Below are 15,244 nucleotides of genomic sequence, written 5' to 3' on the forward strand. Positions count from 1 at the left end.
GGCGGCTTCCTCTGATGGGACGGCTTCGGCGCCTAGGGTCGGGCGCGATCGCCCGTCCCCATCCCCGCCGTGTCCCTGCTGCTGGCCGCCCTCGACGCTGCTCCCGTGACCCTCCGGCAGGCGGGGCTGGACCAGGCCAGCGGCGCCTACGGCGATCTCGACGCCATGGAGATCCTGCTGGAGTACGCCCCGCTCACCTATCCGCCCTACATGCTGGCCGGCATCGGCCTGGCCATGGCCGTCCTGTGCGGGCTCACGTTCGCCCGGATGATCCAGAACCGGCTGGAGGGCTGGAAGCAGGACCGGCTGGCCCTGCTGCCGATCGCCAACCTGGAGACGACCATGCCTTACGCGGGCCTGGTGATCGGGGTGACCCTGTTCATCGGCGCCAGCCTGCAGGTGTTCGGCTTCGCCGCCGGTGCCGCCCTGCTGGTGGCCTTCGTCTTGTCGCTGCTCACCGGCGGTGCCCTGTGGGTGCAGCTGGAGCGGCTGATGGCCCAGGTGCAGGACGGCACCTTCAGCGCCGTGGACTTCGACAATTTCGACCAGTTCTTCTGAGCCCGGTGCAGGGAAGGGTTCTGGGCTTGATGGGAAGCCCGGTACGGATAGCCGCTCCGAGGGCCTCTGCCCGCCCGCCGGCAACTGCTCGTAATGTTCTGAAACAACGCAAGCAGGACATGCAGGCCTCTCTTTCCCTCAACCGCCAGTTCTCGATCGCCGTCCACTCCCGCGCCATCGACAGCTGCAACGACATCGAGGAACTCCGCAAGGTCGCCAAGACCCTCCTTTCCGCCTGGCAGCACCAGGCCGAGTTCAGCGAGCACTACGGCGCACAGCTGCTCGGCATCCGCAAGTAGGCCGAGGAGTTCCGCCCGTTCAGGGCACTCAGGTTCCACTGTTCCCGTCTTCGGAGCTGCCGGCGCCCCTTCGGCGCCACAGCTTCAGGCCGACGCCGCCCCAGAGCAGGCTCCACAGCAGGAAGGTGATCAGGGTTCCCGTCTGGCCCCCGTCCAGGTCGTAGACCCCGGCACCGATCAGGCCGGCATCGATCAGCGAGCCGCCCACACCCCAGCCCAGCACCCATAGCGCCACCAGGGCGACGGCTGTTGCCTGCTCCTTCATCGGTTCGGCCTGCGCTGGGGCCCAGCCTGCCAGCCCAGCCAGGCTGTACGCTTCTGTTGATTCAAAGATTTCTCTTCGGCGAGTGGCAACGTCCAGCAAGGGCTATCGACGAATCGGTTCATAATTGTTTCCCTGTTCATGACGATTTACGTTGGAAATCTCTCCTTCGATGCGGAGGTGGATGACCTCAACCATCTGTTTGCGCAATATGGAGCGCTGCGTAACTGCAGCCTGCCCCTCGACCGGGAAACCGGCCGCAAGCGCGGCTTCGCCTTCGTGGAAATGGCCAACGAGGCCGACGAAACCAAGGCCATCGACGACCTTCAGGACGTCGAGTGGATGGGGCGGATGATCCGGGTCAACAAGGCCCAGCCCCGCACCGGTGGTGGTGGCGGCGGTGGCGCCGGTGGCGGCCGCGCCCGCTACTGATCCCTTCCGAAACCCTCGGCAGCCCCCGGAAACGGGGGCTTTTTCATGGCCGAGGCTCTGGCCTTGCCTCCGGCCGTGCCCCCTGGGGCTCAGGCCACCAGGTAGGCCTCCAGGGAGCGTGAGTGGTGGCGGATGCCTTCGAGGGCGCGCCGCTCCAGGTTGCGGGTCTTGTCCCGGCTCATGCCCAGGGTGCGGGCGATGCCGGTGAGGCTCATCGGCTCCTCGCCGTCGATGCCGTAGCGCATCTTCAGCACCCGCCCCTGCAGTTCCGGCAGCTGCTCCAGCAGCGCCCGCAGGTCCCCCTTGAGGCATTCGCCGTCCACCAGATCGGCGGGCAGCAGGTCGTCGCCGGCCAGCAGATCCAGCAGCTCGGTGTCCTCACCGTCGCCCACCTTCGTCTCCAGGCTCACCGGCTGGCGGGCGCGGCACAGGAGGTCCTTCACCTCCTCCTCGGGCAGTTCCACCGCCAGGGCCAGTTCGCTCAGGGTGGGGGTGCGTCCCAGCTCCTGGCTGAGCTCCCTTTGGCCCTTCTTGAGCTTGTTGAGGGTTTCGGTGATGTGGATCGGCAGGCGGATCGTGCGGCTCTTTTCGGCGATCGCCCGGGTGATGCCCTGGCGGATCCACCAGTAGGCGTAGGTGGAGAACTTGTAGCCGCGGGTGGGATCGAACTTCTCGACGCCCCGCACCAGGCCGATGGTGCCCTCCTGGATCAGGTCCAGGAGCTCCATGTTCCGCTTGGTGTACTTCTTGGCGACGCTCACCACCAGGCGCAGGTTGGCGGCCACCATGCGCTCCTTGGCGCGGCGGCCGGCGTGCAGGCGCTTGCGCAGCAGGGCCGGGGTGAGACCCGCCTCGGCGGCCAGCAGCTCGGGGCTGGGCTCCTCACCACCGGAGCGCAGGGTGAGCTCCTCGCGCAGCTCCTCGAGGACCATCAGCTCCTGCACCTGGCGGCCCAGGGTGATCTCCTGCTCATGGCTGAGCAGGGGCACACGGCCGATGTCCCGCAGGTAGGAACGCAGCGAATCGCCGGTGGGGACCAGCAGGGACGCGGAAGCAGCCGTAACCGTGGAAGCAGCCGTGACGGTGATCGAAGGCATCGTCCCTTGTTACGAAACCGTTTGGTTTCGTAAATCTACCATCACTTCGCGGACTCGCTCCGACCTGGAGCGGTGCCCACAATGGAGCCATGGGCGCCGAACGGCTTCAGAAACTCGTGGCGGCCGCTGGGCTCTGCTCCCGCCGTCAGGCGGAGATCTGGCTGCGCGACGGCCGGGTGCGGGTCAACGGCGAGCCGGCCCAGCTCGGGGATCGGGCCGACCCCGCCTGCGACCGGATCAGCGTCGATGGCCGGCCCCTGGAGCTGCCCAGCACCACCCTGACGCTGCTGCTCAACAAGCCGCCCGGGGTGCTCAGCACCTGCCATGACCCCCACGGCCGCCCGACCGTGCTGGAGCTGCTGCCGCCAGAACTGCGCCCCGGCCTGCATCCGGTGGGCCGGCTCGACGCCGACAGCCACGGCGCGCTGCTGCTCAGCAACGACGGCGCCCTCACCCTGCGCCTCACCCATCCCCGCTACGGCCATCGCAAGACCTACCGGGTCTGGGTGGAGGGGCTGCCCCGCACGGCCACCCTGGAGCGCTGGCGGGCCGGCGTGCCCCTCGACGGCCTGCCCAGCCTGCCGGTGGAGCTGCGGCGGCTGCGTCACCACCGCGGCGCCACCCTGCTGGAGCTGGTGCTGCGGGAGGGTCGCAACCGCCAGATCCGGCGCACCGCCGAGATCCTCGGCCACCCGGTGATCGACCTCAGCCGGGTCGCCATCGGCCCTGTGCAGCTGGGGGATCTGGCGGAAGGGGCCTGGCGCAGGGTCGAACCGGGAGAATGGGGCCCCCTGGCCGTCGCTCCCTGAGCCCCCCTTCCTTGCCCACCCCGGCCAAGCCCCTGCTCCAGCGCCTGCGCGAGCGACTGCCGGGCCAGCGCCCGTCGCGTCCGGTCGTCGAGGAGCGGCCTCAGGATCCCCTGCTGCTCGCCGGCCAGCAGCTGCGGGAGGCCCGCGAGAGCCGCGGCCTCGGCCTGCGCCAGCTCGCCCTCGACACCCGCATCAGCACCGCCGTGCTGGAGGCCCTAGAGCGGGGCTGGCGGGACCGGCTGCCGGAGGCGGCCTATCTGCGCACGATGCTGCCCCTGCTGGAGCAGCACCTGGAGTTGCCCGGCGGCAGCCTGGACGGTGTGCTGCCGCCGGAGCAGGACCGCCACCACGGCCGGCGGCGGGACACGGTGCTGCTGCGCTTCACCCCGGGCTCGATCGATGTGTTCACCACCTGGCAGGGCACCGTGCTCTATGCGGTGCTGTGTGGCGGTCTGATCTACGGGCTCAACCTGCAGCAGCGCCAGCTGGCCGCCCAGGGGCTGCATGTGCTGCGGCCGATCCCGCCCCTGAGTGCCGAGCAGAGCGACCGGGCGGATCTGGAGGATGCGGATCGGGCCATCCTGGGGGCCTATCCCGACCTGCGCCCCCTGGGCAAGGCCGCCGCCGGTCAGGGGCTGCAGCGGTTACGCCGCGAGACCAGCCAGAACCGGCCCGATCTCGCCCTCGGCCTGCTGCGCCTCGAGCTGGCCCGGCCCACCCGGGTGTCGCTGCGCAGCGAGCGGGGCGTTGAAACCCAGCTGCCGGCGGTGCAGGGCAGCCTCAGCCTGCCGGTGCTGCCCCCCTTCAGCCTGCGCCTCGAGCCGCCCCCACCGGCCGGGTCCGTGCGCTGGAACGGCCAGCCGCTGGCGCCCGCGGCGGCCGCCGATCCCGGCGCTGTGGCGGCCACGCCCCAGGGCCAGGCCCAGTTCCTCTACCCGCCCCCGGCTGCGGCCGCCCCCCCGCGCCCCCGGCCGTAGCGGGCCGCCATGGCGCCGAAGCCCTGCAGGGGGCCCGCCAGGGCGGACACCGGCTGCGAGAGCCGCCAGCTCCAGTTGCCGTCGATGGTACCGGGGGTGTTGAAGCGGGCCTCGTCGCCCAGCTCCAGCAGGTCCTGCAGGGGCACCACCGCCAGATCGGCCGGCGAGGCCAGCGCCACCTCCAGCAGCTGCCAGCTCGGCGCCCGCACCTCAGCCCCCACCACCGCCGCGACCCGTCCCCGGGCCCCGTCGTCGAGGTCCCGCCACCAGCCGAGGCTGGTGGCGTTGTCGTGGGTGCCGGTGTACACCACCCAGCGGCTGCCGGTGTAGTTCGCCGGCAGGTAGGGGTTGTCGTCGTTGCCGTCGAAGGCGAACTGCAGGATCTTCATGCCCGGCAGGGCGAAGCGGTCCCGCAGGGCCTCCACCGCCGGGGTGATGACGCCGAGATCTTCGGCGATCAGCGGCAGCCGGTCGCCGGGGAGCAGTCGACCCTGGCGGCGGCAGCGCGAGCGCAGGCGGCCCAGCAGGGCGGCGCCGGGGGAGGGACGCCAGGAGCCGTGCTCGGCGGTGGCATCGGAGCCGGGCACGCTCCAGTAGGCCTCCAGGGCCCGGAAGTGGTCGAGCCGCAGCAGGTCCATCAGCTCCAGCTGCCGCCCCAGCCGCTGCAGCCACCAGCGGAAGCCGGTGAGGCGGTGCACCCACCAGCGGTAGACCGGGGTGCCCCAGAGCTGGCCGGTGGCGGAGAAGTAGTCCGGCGGCACGCCGCTCTGCTCCACCAGCCCGCCGCCGGCCCGCAGGGAGAACAGGCGCCGGTGGCTCCAGACGTCGGCGCTGTCGTGGGCCACGTAGAAGGGCAGGTCCCCCACCAGGCGCACCCCCTGGCGATGGGCCCGCTCCTGCAGCCGGCCCCACTGGACCTGGAGCTGCCACTGCAGCAGGGCCTCCTCCTGCAGGGTCTGGCTCCGGGCGTCGACCAGGGCCCGCAGGGCGGCGGGCTGGCGCCGGGCCAGGGGTTCGGGCCACTCCCACCAGGGCCGGCCGTCCTGGAGGCGGCGGATCACCATGAAGCGGCAGTGGTCGACCAGCCAGAAACGCTGGCGCTCCTCCCAGCGATCGAAGGCCGCCCGCCGCTCCGGCGGCTGCCCGGCCCAGCCCCGGGCCAGGGCCGTGGCGATGGCGGCCGCCCGCGCAGCGGCGGCTGCCGGATCGAGGTGATCCTCGGGTCCGGTGGGCAGGGCGTCACGGTCGGCGGGGGGGATCAGGCCGTCGGCCACCAGGTCGTCGGCATCGATCAGCCAGGGGTTGAGGGCCGAGCCGCTGGGGGAGCTGTAGGGGGAGCCGGTGCCGTCGGTGGGGGACAGGGGCAGCAGCTGCCACACCCCCACCCCCTCGGCGGCCAGCAGGTCGATCCAGTCGCGGGCGGCGGCCCCGAAGCTGCCACAGGCCGGAGTGCCCGGCAGGGCGGTGGGGTGGAGCAGCACGCCGCAGGCGCGGGGGTCGCCGCTCACGGTGTCGGAAGGCGATAGCGGGCCACGATCCGGCGGGCGAAGGCCGGGATGTGGGCGTCAACCTTCTCCGGGTGGTGGCGCTGCAGCCAGAGGGCGTTGCGGGTGAAGTGGGAATCGATCGAGAAGCGGCCGTACTCGAGCCCCTTGGGCCCGAAGCGCTGCACGAACACCCCCACCAGCTCCGCCAGCCACATGGGGAGCTTGAGGGCCTTCTCGTAGGCGTCGATGCCCTGCTGCACCGCCTGGCGACGGTCGCCGGAGCTGGTCACCGGCGCAAGATCGAGTTCCGGCTCCACCAGATCCAGCAGTTCCTGGCCGAGGGGGTTGCGGACGGTGACCCACTGGCGGCCGAAGGTGGCGCCCATGTAGCCCACCACCAGATCGGCGCCGGCGTTGGTGTAGTCGAAGCAGCTCAGGCAGCTGGGGGCGAACACGTCCTTGAGGGCGGGCGTGTCGAGGCCGAAGAAGGGCACCGTCTCCTCCTGGCCGTCGCTGTGGCGGAAGTGGATGCGGAAGTCCTGCATGAACTCGTAGTGCACGACCGTGTCGGGGGAGCGGCTGGCGCTCTCCAGGAAGGTCTGCAAGCCCTGGCGGCTGACGTTGTCGACGCAGGGCAGGCCGAGCACGTAGAGCTTCTGCAGGGGCAGGGTGGCCTGGACGGCCCGCAGAGCCTGGATCTGGCAGCCCACCCCGATGGCCAGCAGCCGCTCGATGCCGCTGCCCGGCAGCTGCTCGAGCACCTCGAGGTTGGGGGAGAGGGTGGGCTTGTTCACCCGCGCCGCCAGCACCTCCTGGGGGGTGCGGGCCAGCACCGGCACCGGTGTGAAGCGGTCGTCCGGGCTCTGCTGCACGCACAGCACCGCATCCACCAAGCCGCTCTCCAGGGCCCGCACGCCGATGCGGCTGACGATGCCGGTCCACTGGGCCCCCTCAATCGGCTGGCGCAGGCGGGCGGTGACCATGCGCTGGTGGACACCGAAGTAGAGCTCGTCCTCGTCGTCGAGGCGGCGGCTGCGGCCGTGGGCCTGCTCCTCCATCGCCTCGAAGCGCTGCTCCAGGAAGGCGCAGGCCCGGCGCACGTAGGCCACCCAGCGGCTGTCGCAGAGACCGCAGTCGCTGCAGAGATCCTTGGCCGGTTTGGGGCTGCCCTTGGCCAGGGGTCGGGCTCGATCGTGCGGCGCCAGGGACGACGGCGCCGGTGAAGGAACGGAGGACAAGCGGTGGTGGGCGCAGGAGCTCGACGCTCAAGCTATCCGTCGTTGCGCTCCCATGCCGCCGCTCTGCGATGGCCTCCGGGCCGATGGGCGGCGCCGCCTGCGCGAGAGTGCCCCCAGCTCCCCTCCGTTTCGGCCCCGATGCCCGCCCGCCGGAAGCCCCGACGCCCCGACGCCCCCCCGGCCCCTGGAAGCGGGACCCCCACGGCCCAGACAGCGGCTCCCAAGCGGCGCCTGGCCACCGGACGGCTGCTGAAGAGCCTCGCCATCACCGCCGCCGGCGCCGTGGTGGGGATGGGCGTCCTGGGGCTGCTCTGGCCGATGCCCGACCGGGCCCTGGCCCCCACCCCCGAGGTGGGCCCGGCCAGCCTGGCCGCCCCGCCGGCGCGGGCCATCACCCTGCTGGTGATCGGCAGCGATGCCGAGACGATCGGCGCGCCGATCAACAAAGCCGCCCCCGCGGGCCCGGCCAACGCCGATGCCCTGCTGCTGGTGCGCGTCAATCCCCAGGGCCCCCTGCAGGTGCTCAACCTGCCCACCGAGCTGGCGGTGAACCTCCCCGGGCAGAAGGGCCCCAAGCGCCTGGGGGAGGCCTTCCGCCTCGGGGGCGTGGCGCTCACCGCCGATGCGGTGCGGGAGCTGGTGGGGCTGGAGCCCCCTGCCCCCGACCGCTACCTGGTGCTCCCCCGGGGGGCGCTGCGGGATCTGGTCAATGGCCTGGGGGGCCTGGAACTGAGCCCACCGCGGCGGATGAGCTATTCGGATAAAACCCAGAAACTGACCATCGACCTGCAGGCCGGGCTGCAGCAGCTGGGGGGCGCCAAGGTGGAGCAGCTGGTGCGCTTCCGCGACCCCTGGCTGGGCGACACCGGCCGGCGCAGCAACCAGCAGCTGGTGGCCACCAGCCTCAGGGAGCGGATGCTGCAACCGGAGCGGCTGGCCAAGCTGCCGTTCCTGGTGAGCCAGCTGCAGCCGAAGGTGGAGACCAACCTCACGCCGGGCGAGACCCTCAGCCTGCTGGCGGCCGGGCTGGATGGCAGCAGGCCGGTGCAGTTCGCCAGCCTGCCGCTGAAGCCCGCCGAGGAGAAGCACAAGGGGCTGCGCCAGCTGGAGGCCGGTGCGACACCACCGCTGTGGAAGGAGCCGGCATGATTCTCAGCCGGGTGACGCTCAAGATCTGAGCGGGCCGGGAGGCTCCATCGGGCAGGAGGCGCTCAGTCGGGCCGGGCCCGCCGCCGGAAGCTGAACCCTTCCGGCTGGGATTCCTCGCTGCCGTTGGCCTCGATCGTCTCCCGGCAGCGCTGCAGCAGCTCGAGGCGGAGGGAATCGGGGCTCTCGATGCGGATGCCGCCACCGAAGGCGAACAGCCAGCTGCGCAGGTCGATGTCGGCAGCCACGGTCCAGGAGGGCAGGTCGAGTTCCACCGGGTAGGGGTGGCGGCTGCCGGCCGGGCCGGGCTCCAGCACATGGGGGGCCCTGGGGTGGTGCCACCAGGAGTCCTCCGGGAGCGGCCGGGAGAAGCGGGTGTGCTCAATCGGGTAGCGCTGCAGGCCCTCGCGGATGAAGGCGAAGGCCCAGGGGGCGCAGCGGAAACGCAGGGTCACCAGCGCCTGGCCGCGGCGCTGGAGGGAGGCGCCGGTGATCTGCCGCTGCTGCTCCAGGTCGGTGCCGAAGTAGATGCCGCCGCTGTGGTGCAGCAGCCGCTCCAGCCGCTTGAGGGCCGCCGCGTGGCTGTCGGCACCGCGGCGCAGGTCGCCGTGGGCCTGGCCCATGGCGAGGCGATCCAGCCGCTCGCAGCGGATCAGCCCCTGGTCGTGGCCGAGGTGGTCCTCCTCGAACAGGAGATACCAGCCCACGTTGTGGAAGATCAGCTGCAGCGGCCAGACCCGCAGCTCACCGCTGGGGCCGTCGGCAAAGCTGCCCATCTCCGCAAAACGCTTCAGCAGCACGCGACGGTGCTCCACGATCGCCGTCTCGATCGCCTCGGCGCGGCGCGGCGCGGCCAGCGAATCGCGCCGGACCAGGGCCATGTCCACCACGGTGTGCCGGGCGTAGCTGCGCACCGGCGCCTGCTCGGTGGCGCTGATGCCGGACCAGCCCAGCCGCTCGTCCAGTTCGCTGAGCAGGTCCTGGGCCGAGGGGTCGGCCAGGCGTCCGGCGGTCTGGCGCACCACGTTGTGGAGCTCCCGCAGCCGCGGCGGCGAGAGCACGGCGGTGCCCAGGCAGTAGCCGTGGCGCACGTTGTCGTTGCGGTTGCGGAAGCCGTAGGGGGTGAGGATCTTCTCGAGGTCCTTGCGCAGGGTGGCCGTTTCCCCCGGCAGGTAGGCCCCCGGGATCGACGCGGTGGCGGCGATCAGGTGCTGGTGCAGGTTGCCGCCGCGCTCGGTCGGCCGGTCGAAGGGCACCTGGAGCAGGTGGCGCAGCAGGGTCATCACCCGCAGGAACACCGGCCCATCGCCCATCGGCGGCAGCCCGCCATGGACGGCCCCTGGCCGGCTGCGGGCCAGGGGCGCCAGCTGGATCGGCGTGGTGGCCGGCAGGGCGCTGCAGAAGCCGTTGGCCTCCAGCCAGGCCAGGTCCTGCCGGATTGCGGCCGCATCGGCGAAGCAGCTGCCGTGCAGGCGGCCCAGGAAGGCGGCGGCCCGATCGGCCAGATCGCCCTCCGGCAGGGGGGAGAGGATCGCCGCCAGCTCCTCGGCGGCGGCGGGATCGCTGGCCGCCAGGTCGGGCCAGGTGCTCAGCAGCCGGATCAGGTGCAGCAGCCGCTCCAGATCGAGCAGGCGCGAATAGCCGTGGCGCTGCACCTGGCGCTCCCGGTTGGTGGCCGAGCGGATGCGGCGGTCGAGGCCGGCCAGTTCGGCCGCCAGCACCGGCCCCAGATCGCTGTGGTGGCTGGGCACGACGCTGCACAGGGCGGCGAAGCCCTCGGCACGCATCGGCCCGAAGTGGGGATCGGCCAGGGCAGCCGCCATCTCCTGGATCACCGGCACCGGCACCGGCCGGCTGCGCCGGGCGTTCCACTCCAGGGAGGTGGGCAGGTCGGTGAACAGCCACCAGCCGATCCACTCCACGGGCGCCGGCAGGGCAAGGGCCTGGAGGATCGTCAGGCGCCAGGCCCGGCGGGCGTGGGTGGCATCCACGATCACCGGGATGCCGGCCGCCACCGCCTCCACCAGGCGCTGATGCAGCCGCTGCTGGATGTCCACCCAGGGGCCCTGTACCGCCGCATCGCCGAAGACCTCCGCCCGGATCGCATCGGTGCTGAGCACCAGCGCCGGCGGTTCTCCGGGGCCGGTGAGCAGGGGCGCCAGGGCCCGGGCGAGGGTGGTCTTGCCGCTGGCGGGCTGGCCGATCAGCAGGTGGCAGCGCAGGGGAGCCATGGCGACAGCAACTGGGGAGGCATCACCACTCTTTCGCACGAGGGTGCCGCCGTCTGCCTTGCGGCAGCCCCCAGATCAAGGAGAAGCGCCTGCTGGGCAGGCCAGTTGCTGCGACGAGGGGCTGCGGCCAGGCGGCCTTACCCGGACTCTGCCTCCGCCACCACCAACCTTTGCTCCTTAGCCACGGCGGCGAGGCGACGATCCTGGGTCCACAGGTGGCAGCGGCTCAATCGGGCGGAGGCGATCAGGTGAACATCCACATAACCGATCCCTCGGCCCATCAGCTGGTCGCGCTCGATCAGCAGCAGCACTTCCTCGTCGCTGGCCACCACGGCTGCCGGCAGACCCTGCAGAAGGCTCAGCACCTGCCCGCGATCGCGCAGATTCCCGCAGGCGATTTCGCCGATCACCCAGGGATGGATCAGCACCTCACCGTCCTGGAGGCGCGTAGCGAGGCGCGGCAAACCACAGCGCAGGTGATCCACCCACACGGAGGTGTCGACGAGGATCACGTCGTGCTGCGGCGACGGGGGATCGGCTCCAGCGCGGGTTCACTGCCTCCCAGCGCTGCGAGACGCTTGGCGCTTTCGCGTTGCACGAGGGCCCGAAGGGCTTCCTTGAGCAGGGCGCTGCGTTCCAGATCGCCGCACAGCTGCTCGGCCCTGGCGAGCAGGTCGTCGTCGAGCGTCACGGTGGTTCGCATGCTGTGCCCACGGCTGCCATCAGTTTAGGCGTCATTTGATGACGACTTCGATGCTCCAGGCGCCGGTGGCGATGGGCGTCGCCTTTTTCGCACGAAGGACTCCCTGGAGAGGGATGGGGTCGCCGATGCTGGCATCCGCAACCCGTCTGCCCCGCGTGGCCAGCCCCTACCGCCCGCCGATGCCGCTGGAGGACCTCCACGTCCTGGACTACCTCGAACTGGCCGGATCCCAGGCCAGGGCGGGAGCGGCTTTGGCCATGCACCAGTCCACGGTGAGCCGCAGCCTGCAGCTGATGCAGCAGGAGTTCCGGTTGGAGCCGGAGCGGGGCTCGCCGGTGTGCCGCCATGGCCACAACCCGTGCCTGCAGCACCTGCGGCTGGCCTCCCGGGAGCACCGCCTGATGGAGGGCCTGCTGCGCATCGGCACCGATGTGCTCCACCAGAGCCTGCTGGCCGGCCTGGCCGGGGTGCAGCGGGTGCCGCCCCGCTGCCGCAGCGGCGACCACTGGGCCGCACTGGTGGGCCATGGCCTGCTGGATGGGGCGATCGTGAGCGCGTTCTCCCTCCCGCAGCCGCTGCCCCCCGGCGAAGAACTCCGCTGGGATGGCCTCCGGGCCCTGCCGCTGGGGCGGCTGGGATTGCGGCTGGTGGCCGCTCCGCCCGGAACGCGCCGGGTGCTGCTGCCCCCCAGGGGCGCTGCCCCGCTCCTCCATCAGGCCGTGGTGGCCCTGGGCTTCGTTGTGGAGCCCCAGCCGGTGGCCTGCCAGGAGCCGGCCGCCTGGGTGAAGCGGGCCCGGGACCGCGGGCTGGCCCTGCCGCTCTGCCCGCCGCTGCTGGGCACCGACTGGCTGGCCGCCAACGGCCTGGAGCCTCTGGCCGAGCTGCCCCCCCTGGAGGAGGAGCTCTGGCTTCTGTTGCCGGAGGTGGCGGTGAATACCAACCCGGCGCGGCAGTGTCTTGAGGGGTTGCGGGCGGTGATCAGCCAGGCCCATGTCGCCGCGGCAACCAAGGCGGAGGTGCAGCGATGAGAAGGAGTGTCGTTTGCAGCAGAGCGACGCAGACTGGATGCGTTCCCACCCTCCAGCCAACGGGCTGCTGATGCAAGAAGCCGTTCTCGCGCCAGGAGCCCGGATCGAGTGCCGCAGTGCCGAATGGATGGTCCGCAGCCTGGGTCGCAGCTCCGACGGCCAGCAGGTGGTGGATGTGGTGGGCGTGTCGCCCTTCCTGCGCGACAAGGAAGCCCGCTTCCTGGTGGCAGTGGAGAAGGCTGCCGGCAGCTTCAAGGTGCTCCAGCCGGAAGACACCGCCCTGGTCAGCGACCCGTCGCCTCTGTACCGCGACAGCCTGCTGTTCCTTGAGGCCCATCTGCGCCGCTCCATCCCCACCGATTCCTCCCTTGTGGTGGGCCATCGGGCGGCGATGGACGCCCTGCCTTACCAGCTGGAACCCGCCGCCAAGGCCTTGGCGATGCCGCGCCAGCGGCTGCTGATCGCCGATGCGGTGGGTCTGGGCAAGACCCTGGAGTGCGGCATCCTTTGCAGCGAGCTGATCCGGCGCGGGCGCGGCAAGCGGCTGCTGGTGGTCACCACCAAGAGCATGCTGGTGCAGTTCCAGAAGGAGTTCTGGACGCGTTTCTCGATCCCGCTGGTGCGCCTGGATTCGGTGGGAATCCAGCGGATCCGCGAGCAGATTCCCACCAACCAGAACCCATTTCACTACTACGACAAGGCGATTGTTTCGGTCGACACGCTCAAGAACGATCGCGACTACCGCTTCTATCTCGATAACGCCAGCTGGGACATCATCGTGATCGATGAGTGCCAGAACGTGGCTGAGCGGGCCAGGGGTGCCCAGAAGAGCCAGCGGGCCAAGCTGGCCGAACGCCTGGCGACCCGCTCGGAGACGTTGATCCTGCTGTCGGCCACGCCGCACGACGGCAAGCCGGAGAGCTTCGCGAGCCTGATGAACATGCTCGACCCCACGGCGATCGCCGACCCGAGCCAGTACACCAAGGACGACATCAAGGATCTGTATGTGCGGCGCTTCCGCAAGGATGTGATCGCCGATCTGCGGAGCAGTGTCAAGGAACGCGACAGCGCCGATGTGGACTGCCCGGCGAGCGAGCAGGAAGAGCGGGTGTTCGCCCTGCTGAAAGACCTCAAGCTCCCTGACACCGACGCCAAGGCCAAGGCGGGCCAGCTCTTCAAAACCACCCTGGTCAAGAGCCTGCTCTCCAGCCCGATGGCGGCGCTGCAAACGGTGCGCAACCGGCTCAAGCGTCTCGAGGCCACCCCGGCCCCGGCCGACCAGGCGGCGTTGCAGGAGCTGGAACCGCTGCTGGCCGCTATCGGCCCGGCCGAGTTCTCCAAATACCAGCTTCTGCTGCAAATGATTCGCAGCGACTGGGGCTGGAGCGGCAAGGATCCCAAAGACCGGATCGTGCTGTTCACCGGCCGGCGTGAAACCCAGCGCTTCCTGGTGGAGCACCTGGCTGAAGATCTGGGCCTGCCCAAGGGCGCCGTGGTGGGTCTCGATGGCGCTATGCCCGATGTGGAGCAGACGCGGGTGGTGGAGCAATTCGCCCAGGAAAAGGAGGCGGTGCGGATCCTCGTCGCGACCGAGGTCGCATCAGAGGGCCTGAACCTGCACTACCTCAGCCACCGGCTGGTGCATGTCGACATTCCCTGGTCGCTGATGACGCTGCAGCAGCGCAATGGCCGCATCGATCGCTATGGCCAGCCGCAACAGCCCCAGATCCGCTACCTGCTCAGTTGCTCCCGCAGCGACGGCATGGGCGATGCCGAGAAGGTGCTGCGTCTGCTCAAGCGCAAGGACGAGCAGGCCCAGCAGAACATCGGCGATCCGGCTGTGTTTCTGGGCATCTACGACGCCGCTGGGGAAGAGGACGTCATCAGCGAGGCCTTCGAGACCGGCAGGGTGGATGCGCTGGAGCAGCGCATGGAGGCCAACGCCCAGCCCTATCTCGGACCGACCAGCGGCGACAACCTGTTCGAGGAACTGTTCGGCAGTACAGATGGCGGCAGTGAAAGCGGGGGAAACACCCCGGTTCAGCCGCTGGTGCAGCAACGCCAGCCCTTCAGCCTTTTCTCCAGTCTCTGGAGCTATGTGGATACGGCCCTTGAGGCGGTGGCCCAGCAGATGGAGCGCCGGGGCGAAAAGCTTGATCTACGGGTCTTCCCCGAGCAGCAGCGGCTGGAGATCACTCCGCCCCCCGAGCTGCAGCGCCGCTACGAGCGCTATCCCCGGGAACTGCAGCCACCTCGTGGCCAGCGGCTGGCCCTCTCCACCGAAGTGGTGGCGTTGCAGCGGGCCCTGGAGCAGAGCCGCCGGCAGGACAGCAGCCGGCCGGAGCTGGAGTTCCTCTGGGATCTGCACCCCCTGGTGGATTGGCTGTCCGACCGGGGGCAGATCACCTTCCAACGCCACTGCGCACCGGTGCTCCAACTCAGCGATGGCCTGGAGTCCGGTGCAGTGGTGATGGTGTTTCAGGGCACGATCCCGAATCAGAAGGGGGTGCCGGTGGTGCAGGAGTGGGTGGCGGTGCGCTTTGCCGGCGCCGGCCTCAAGGTGGTTGGGGTGGAGCCGCTCCAGGCGGTGGCGGAGCGGTTGCAGTTGGGGCGTAAGGCCTACGCCAACCCCCAAGCGCCGATCCCTGGGCACCTGCGGGAGCAGTTGCCGTATGCGGTGGAGCAGGCGAACGCCTACCTGCGCGACTGCGGCGACCGCTGGACGGCCCGCATGCAGCCGGAGCTGGAGGCCCAGCGCGAGCGCCTGAAGCGATTGCGAGGCCGGCAGGAGCAGCAGCTGGAGCTCAGCTTCGCGGCCGACCAGCGACCGCAGCAGATCAAGGAGAAGCGCCGACTGGCCGAGCAGAAGGCCATCGACGGGCGCTTCGACGACCACGAGCGCTTTGTGAACGAGGTGATGACCATCGAACCCTCCCCTTACCTGAAGGTGGTGGCGGTGCTGCACCGGGAGGTTTGA

15 protein-coding genes are annotated in these 15,244 nt (G+C 70.6%); 8 read left to right on the plus strand and 7 right to left on the minus strand.

The features are described from left to right. Nucleotides 1-78: 78 nt before the first annotated feature. Together CYAGR_RS01040 and CYAGR_RS01045 are read left to right on the plus strand one after the other, a co-directional pair. Entirely contained in the window at nucleotides 79-558 is a 480-nt protein-coding gene (locus CYAGR_RS01040) for a hypothetical protein (RefSeq protein ID WP_043326120.1), read from the plus strand. A gap of 119 nt (nucleotides 559-677) precedes the next feature. Then, nucleotides 678-857 (plus strand): hypothetical protein, encoded by a 180-nt coding sequence (locus CYAGR_RS01045; protein ID WP_015107887.1) that lies wholly within the window; start codon nucleotides 678-680, stop codon nucleotides 855-857. A 28-nt stretch (nucleotides 858-885) separates the two neighbouring features. On the opposite strand, the gene CYAGR_RS01050 is transcribed toward CYAGR_RS01045, so the two are convergent. Further along, nucleotides 886-1,122 carry a hypothetical protein gene (locus CYAGR_RS01050; RefSeq protein WP_015107888.1) on the minus strand — a complete coding sequence of 79 codons (237 nt, stop codon included), beginning with the start codon at nucleotides 1,120-1,122 and terminating at the stop codon, nucleotides 886-888. 138 nt (nucleotides 1,123-1,260) lie between these two features. On the opposite strand from CYAGR_RS01050, the gene CYAGR_RS01055 reads away from it, so the two are divergent. Further along, nucleotides 1,261-1,551: an RNA recognition motif domain-containing protein gene (locus tag CYAGR_RS01055; protein WP_015107889.1), complete on the plus strand. Its 291-nt coding sequence runs from the start codon at nucleotides 1,261-1,263 to the stop codon at nucleotides 1,549-1,551. Between the two features lie 89 nt (nucleotides 1,552-1,640). On the opposite strand, the gene CYAGR_RS01060 is transcribed toward CYAGR_RS01055, so the two are convergent. Then, nucleotides 1,641-2,648: an RpoD/SigA family RNA polymerase sigma factor gene (locus CYAGR_RS01060; RefSeq protein ID WP_015107890.1), complete on the minus strand. Its 1,008-nt coding sequence runs from the start codon at nucleotides 2,646-2,648 to the stop codon at nucleotides 1,641-1,643. A gap of 89 nt (nucleotides 2,649-2,737) precedes the next feature. On the opposite strand from CYAGR_RS01060, the gene CYAGR_RS01065 reads away from it, so the two are divergent. Together CYAGR_RS01065 and CYAGR_RS01070 are read left to right on the plus strand one after the other, a co-directional pair. After that, a complete protein-coding gene (locus CYAGR_RS01065) occupies nucleotides 2,738-3,457 on the plus strand; it encodes a pseudouridine synthase (RefSeq protein WP_015107891.1) in 720 nt (239 codons plus the stop codon). An 11-nt stretch (nucleotides 3,458-3,468) separates the two neighbouring features. Then, nucleotides 3,469-4,434: a helix-turn-helix domain-containing protein gene (locus CYAGR_RS01070; protein ID WP_015107892.1), complete on the plus strand. Its 966-nt coding sequence runs from the start codon at nucleotides 3,469-3,471 to the stop codon at nucleotides 4,432-4,434. Here the strand turns inward: CYAGR_RS01070 and malQ are convergent. Both malQ and CYAGR_RS01080 read right to left on the minus strand, forming a co-directional pair. Then, nucleotides 4,389-5,942 (minus strand): 4-alpha-glucanotransferase, encoded by a 1,554-nt coding sequence (gene malQ / locus CYAGR_RS01075; RefSeq protein WP_015107893.1) that lies wholly within the window; start codon nucleotides 5,940-5,942, stop codon nucleotides 4,389-4,391. The two genes, CYAGR_RS01070 and malQ, sit on opposite strands and share 46 nt — an antisense overlap. Next, nucleotides 5,939-7,126 (minus strand): Coenzyme F420 hydrogenase/dehydrogenase, beta subunit C-terminal domain, encoded by a 1,188-nt coding sequence (locus tag CYAGR_RS01080; RefSeq protein ID WP_425386800.1) that lies wholly within the window; start codon nucleotides 7,124-7,126, stop codon nucleotides 5,939-5,941. The genes malQ and CYAGR_RS01080 overlap by 4 nt, the downstream gene beginning before the upstream one ends. Before the next feature lie 171 nt (nucleotides 7,127-7,297). Here CYAGR_RS01080 and CYAGR_RS01085 point away from each other — a divergent pair, with 171 nt between their 5' ends. Then, nucleotides 7,298-8,308, plus strand: coding sequence for an LCP family protein (locus CYAGR_RS01085; RefSeq protein WP_015107895.1), 1,011 nt, complete (start codon nucleotides 7,298-7,300; stop codon nucleotides 8,306-8,308). A 62-nt stretch (nucleotides 8,309-8,370) separates the two neighbouring features. Here CYAGR_RS01085 and CYAGR_RS01090 read toward each other — a convergent pair whose 3' ends face one another. The 3 genes from CYAGR_RS01090 to CYAGR_RS01100 all read right to left on the minus strand — a co-directional run bounded on the left by CYAGR_RS01090 (nucleotide 8,371) and on the right by CYAGR_RS01100 (nucleotide 11,227). Further along, a complete protein-coding gene (locus CYAGR_RS01090; RefSeq protein WP_015107896.1) occupies nucleotides 8,371-10,536 on the minus strand; it encodes an AAA family ATPase in 2,166 nt (721 codons plus the stop codon). A gap of 137 nt (nucleotides 10,537-10,673) precedes the next feature. After that, nucleotides 10,674-11,048, minus strand: a complete 375-nt coding sequence (locus CYAGR_RS01095) for a type II toxin-antitoxin system VapC family toxin (protein ID WP_015107897.1) — start codon at nucleotides 11,046-11,048, stop codon at nucleotides 10,674-10,676. Further along, nucleotides 11,045-11,227, minus strand: a complete 183-nt coding sequence (locus CYAGR_RS01100; protein WP_245552567.1) for a type II toxin-antitoxin system VapB family antitoxin — start codon at nucleotides 11,225-11,227, stop codon at nucleotides 11,045-11,047. The genes CYAGR_RS01095 and CYAGR_RS01100 overlap by 4 nt, the downstream gene beginning before the upstream one ends. 137 nt (nucleotides 11,228-11,364) lie before the next feature. Here CYAGR_RS01100 and CYAGR_RS01105 point away from each other — a divergent pair, with 137 nt between their 5' ends. Both CYAGR_RS01105 and CYAGR_RS01110 read left to right on the plus strand, forming a co-directional pair. Then, nucleotides 11,365-12,267 (plus strand): hypothetical protein, encoded by a 903-nt coding sequence (locus CYAGR_RS01105; protein ID WP_015107899.1) that lies wholly within the window; start codon nucleotides 11,365-11,367, stop codon nucleotides 12,265-12,267. A gap of 70 nt (nucleotides 12,268-12,337) precedes the next feature. Further along, nucleotides 12,338-15,244, plus strand: a complete 2,907-nt coding sequence (locus CYAGR_RS01110; protein WP_015107900.1) for a DEAD/DEAH box helicase — start codon at nucleotides 12,338-12,340, stop codon at nucleotides 15,242-15,244.

The sequence above is a fragment of the Cyanobium gracile PCC 6307 genome (assembly GCF_000316515.1).
Classification (GTDB): domain Bacteria; phylum Cyanobacteriota; class Cyanobacteriia; order PCC-6307; family Cyanobiaceae; genus Cyanobium; species Cyanobium gracile.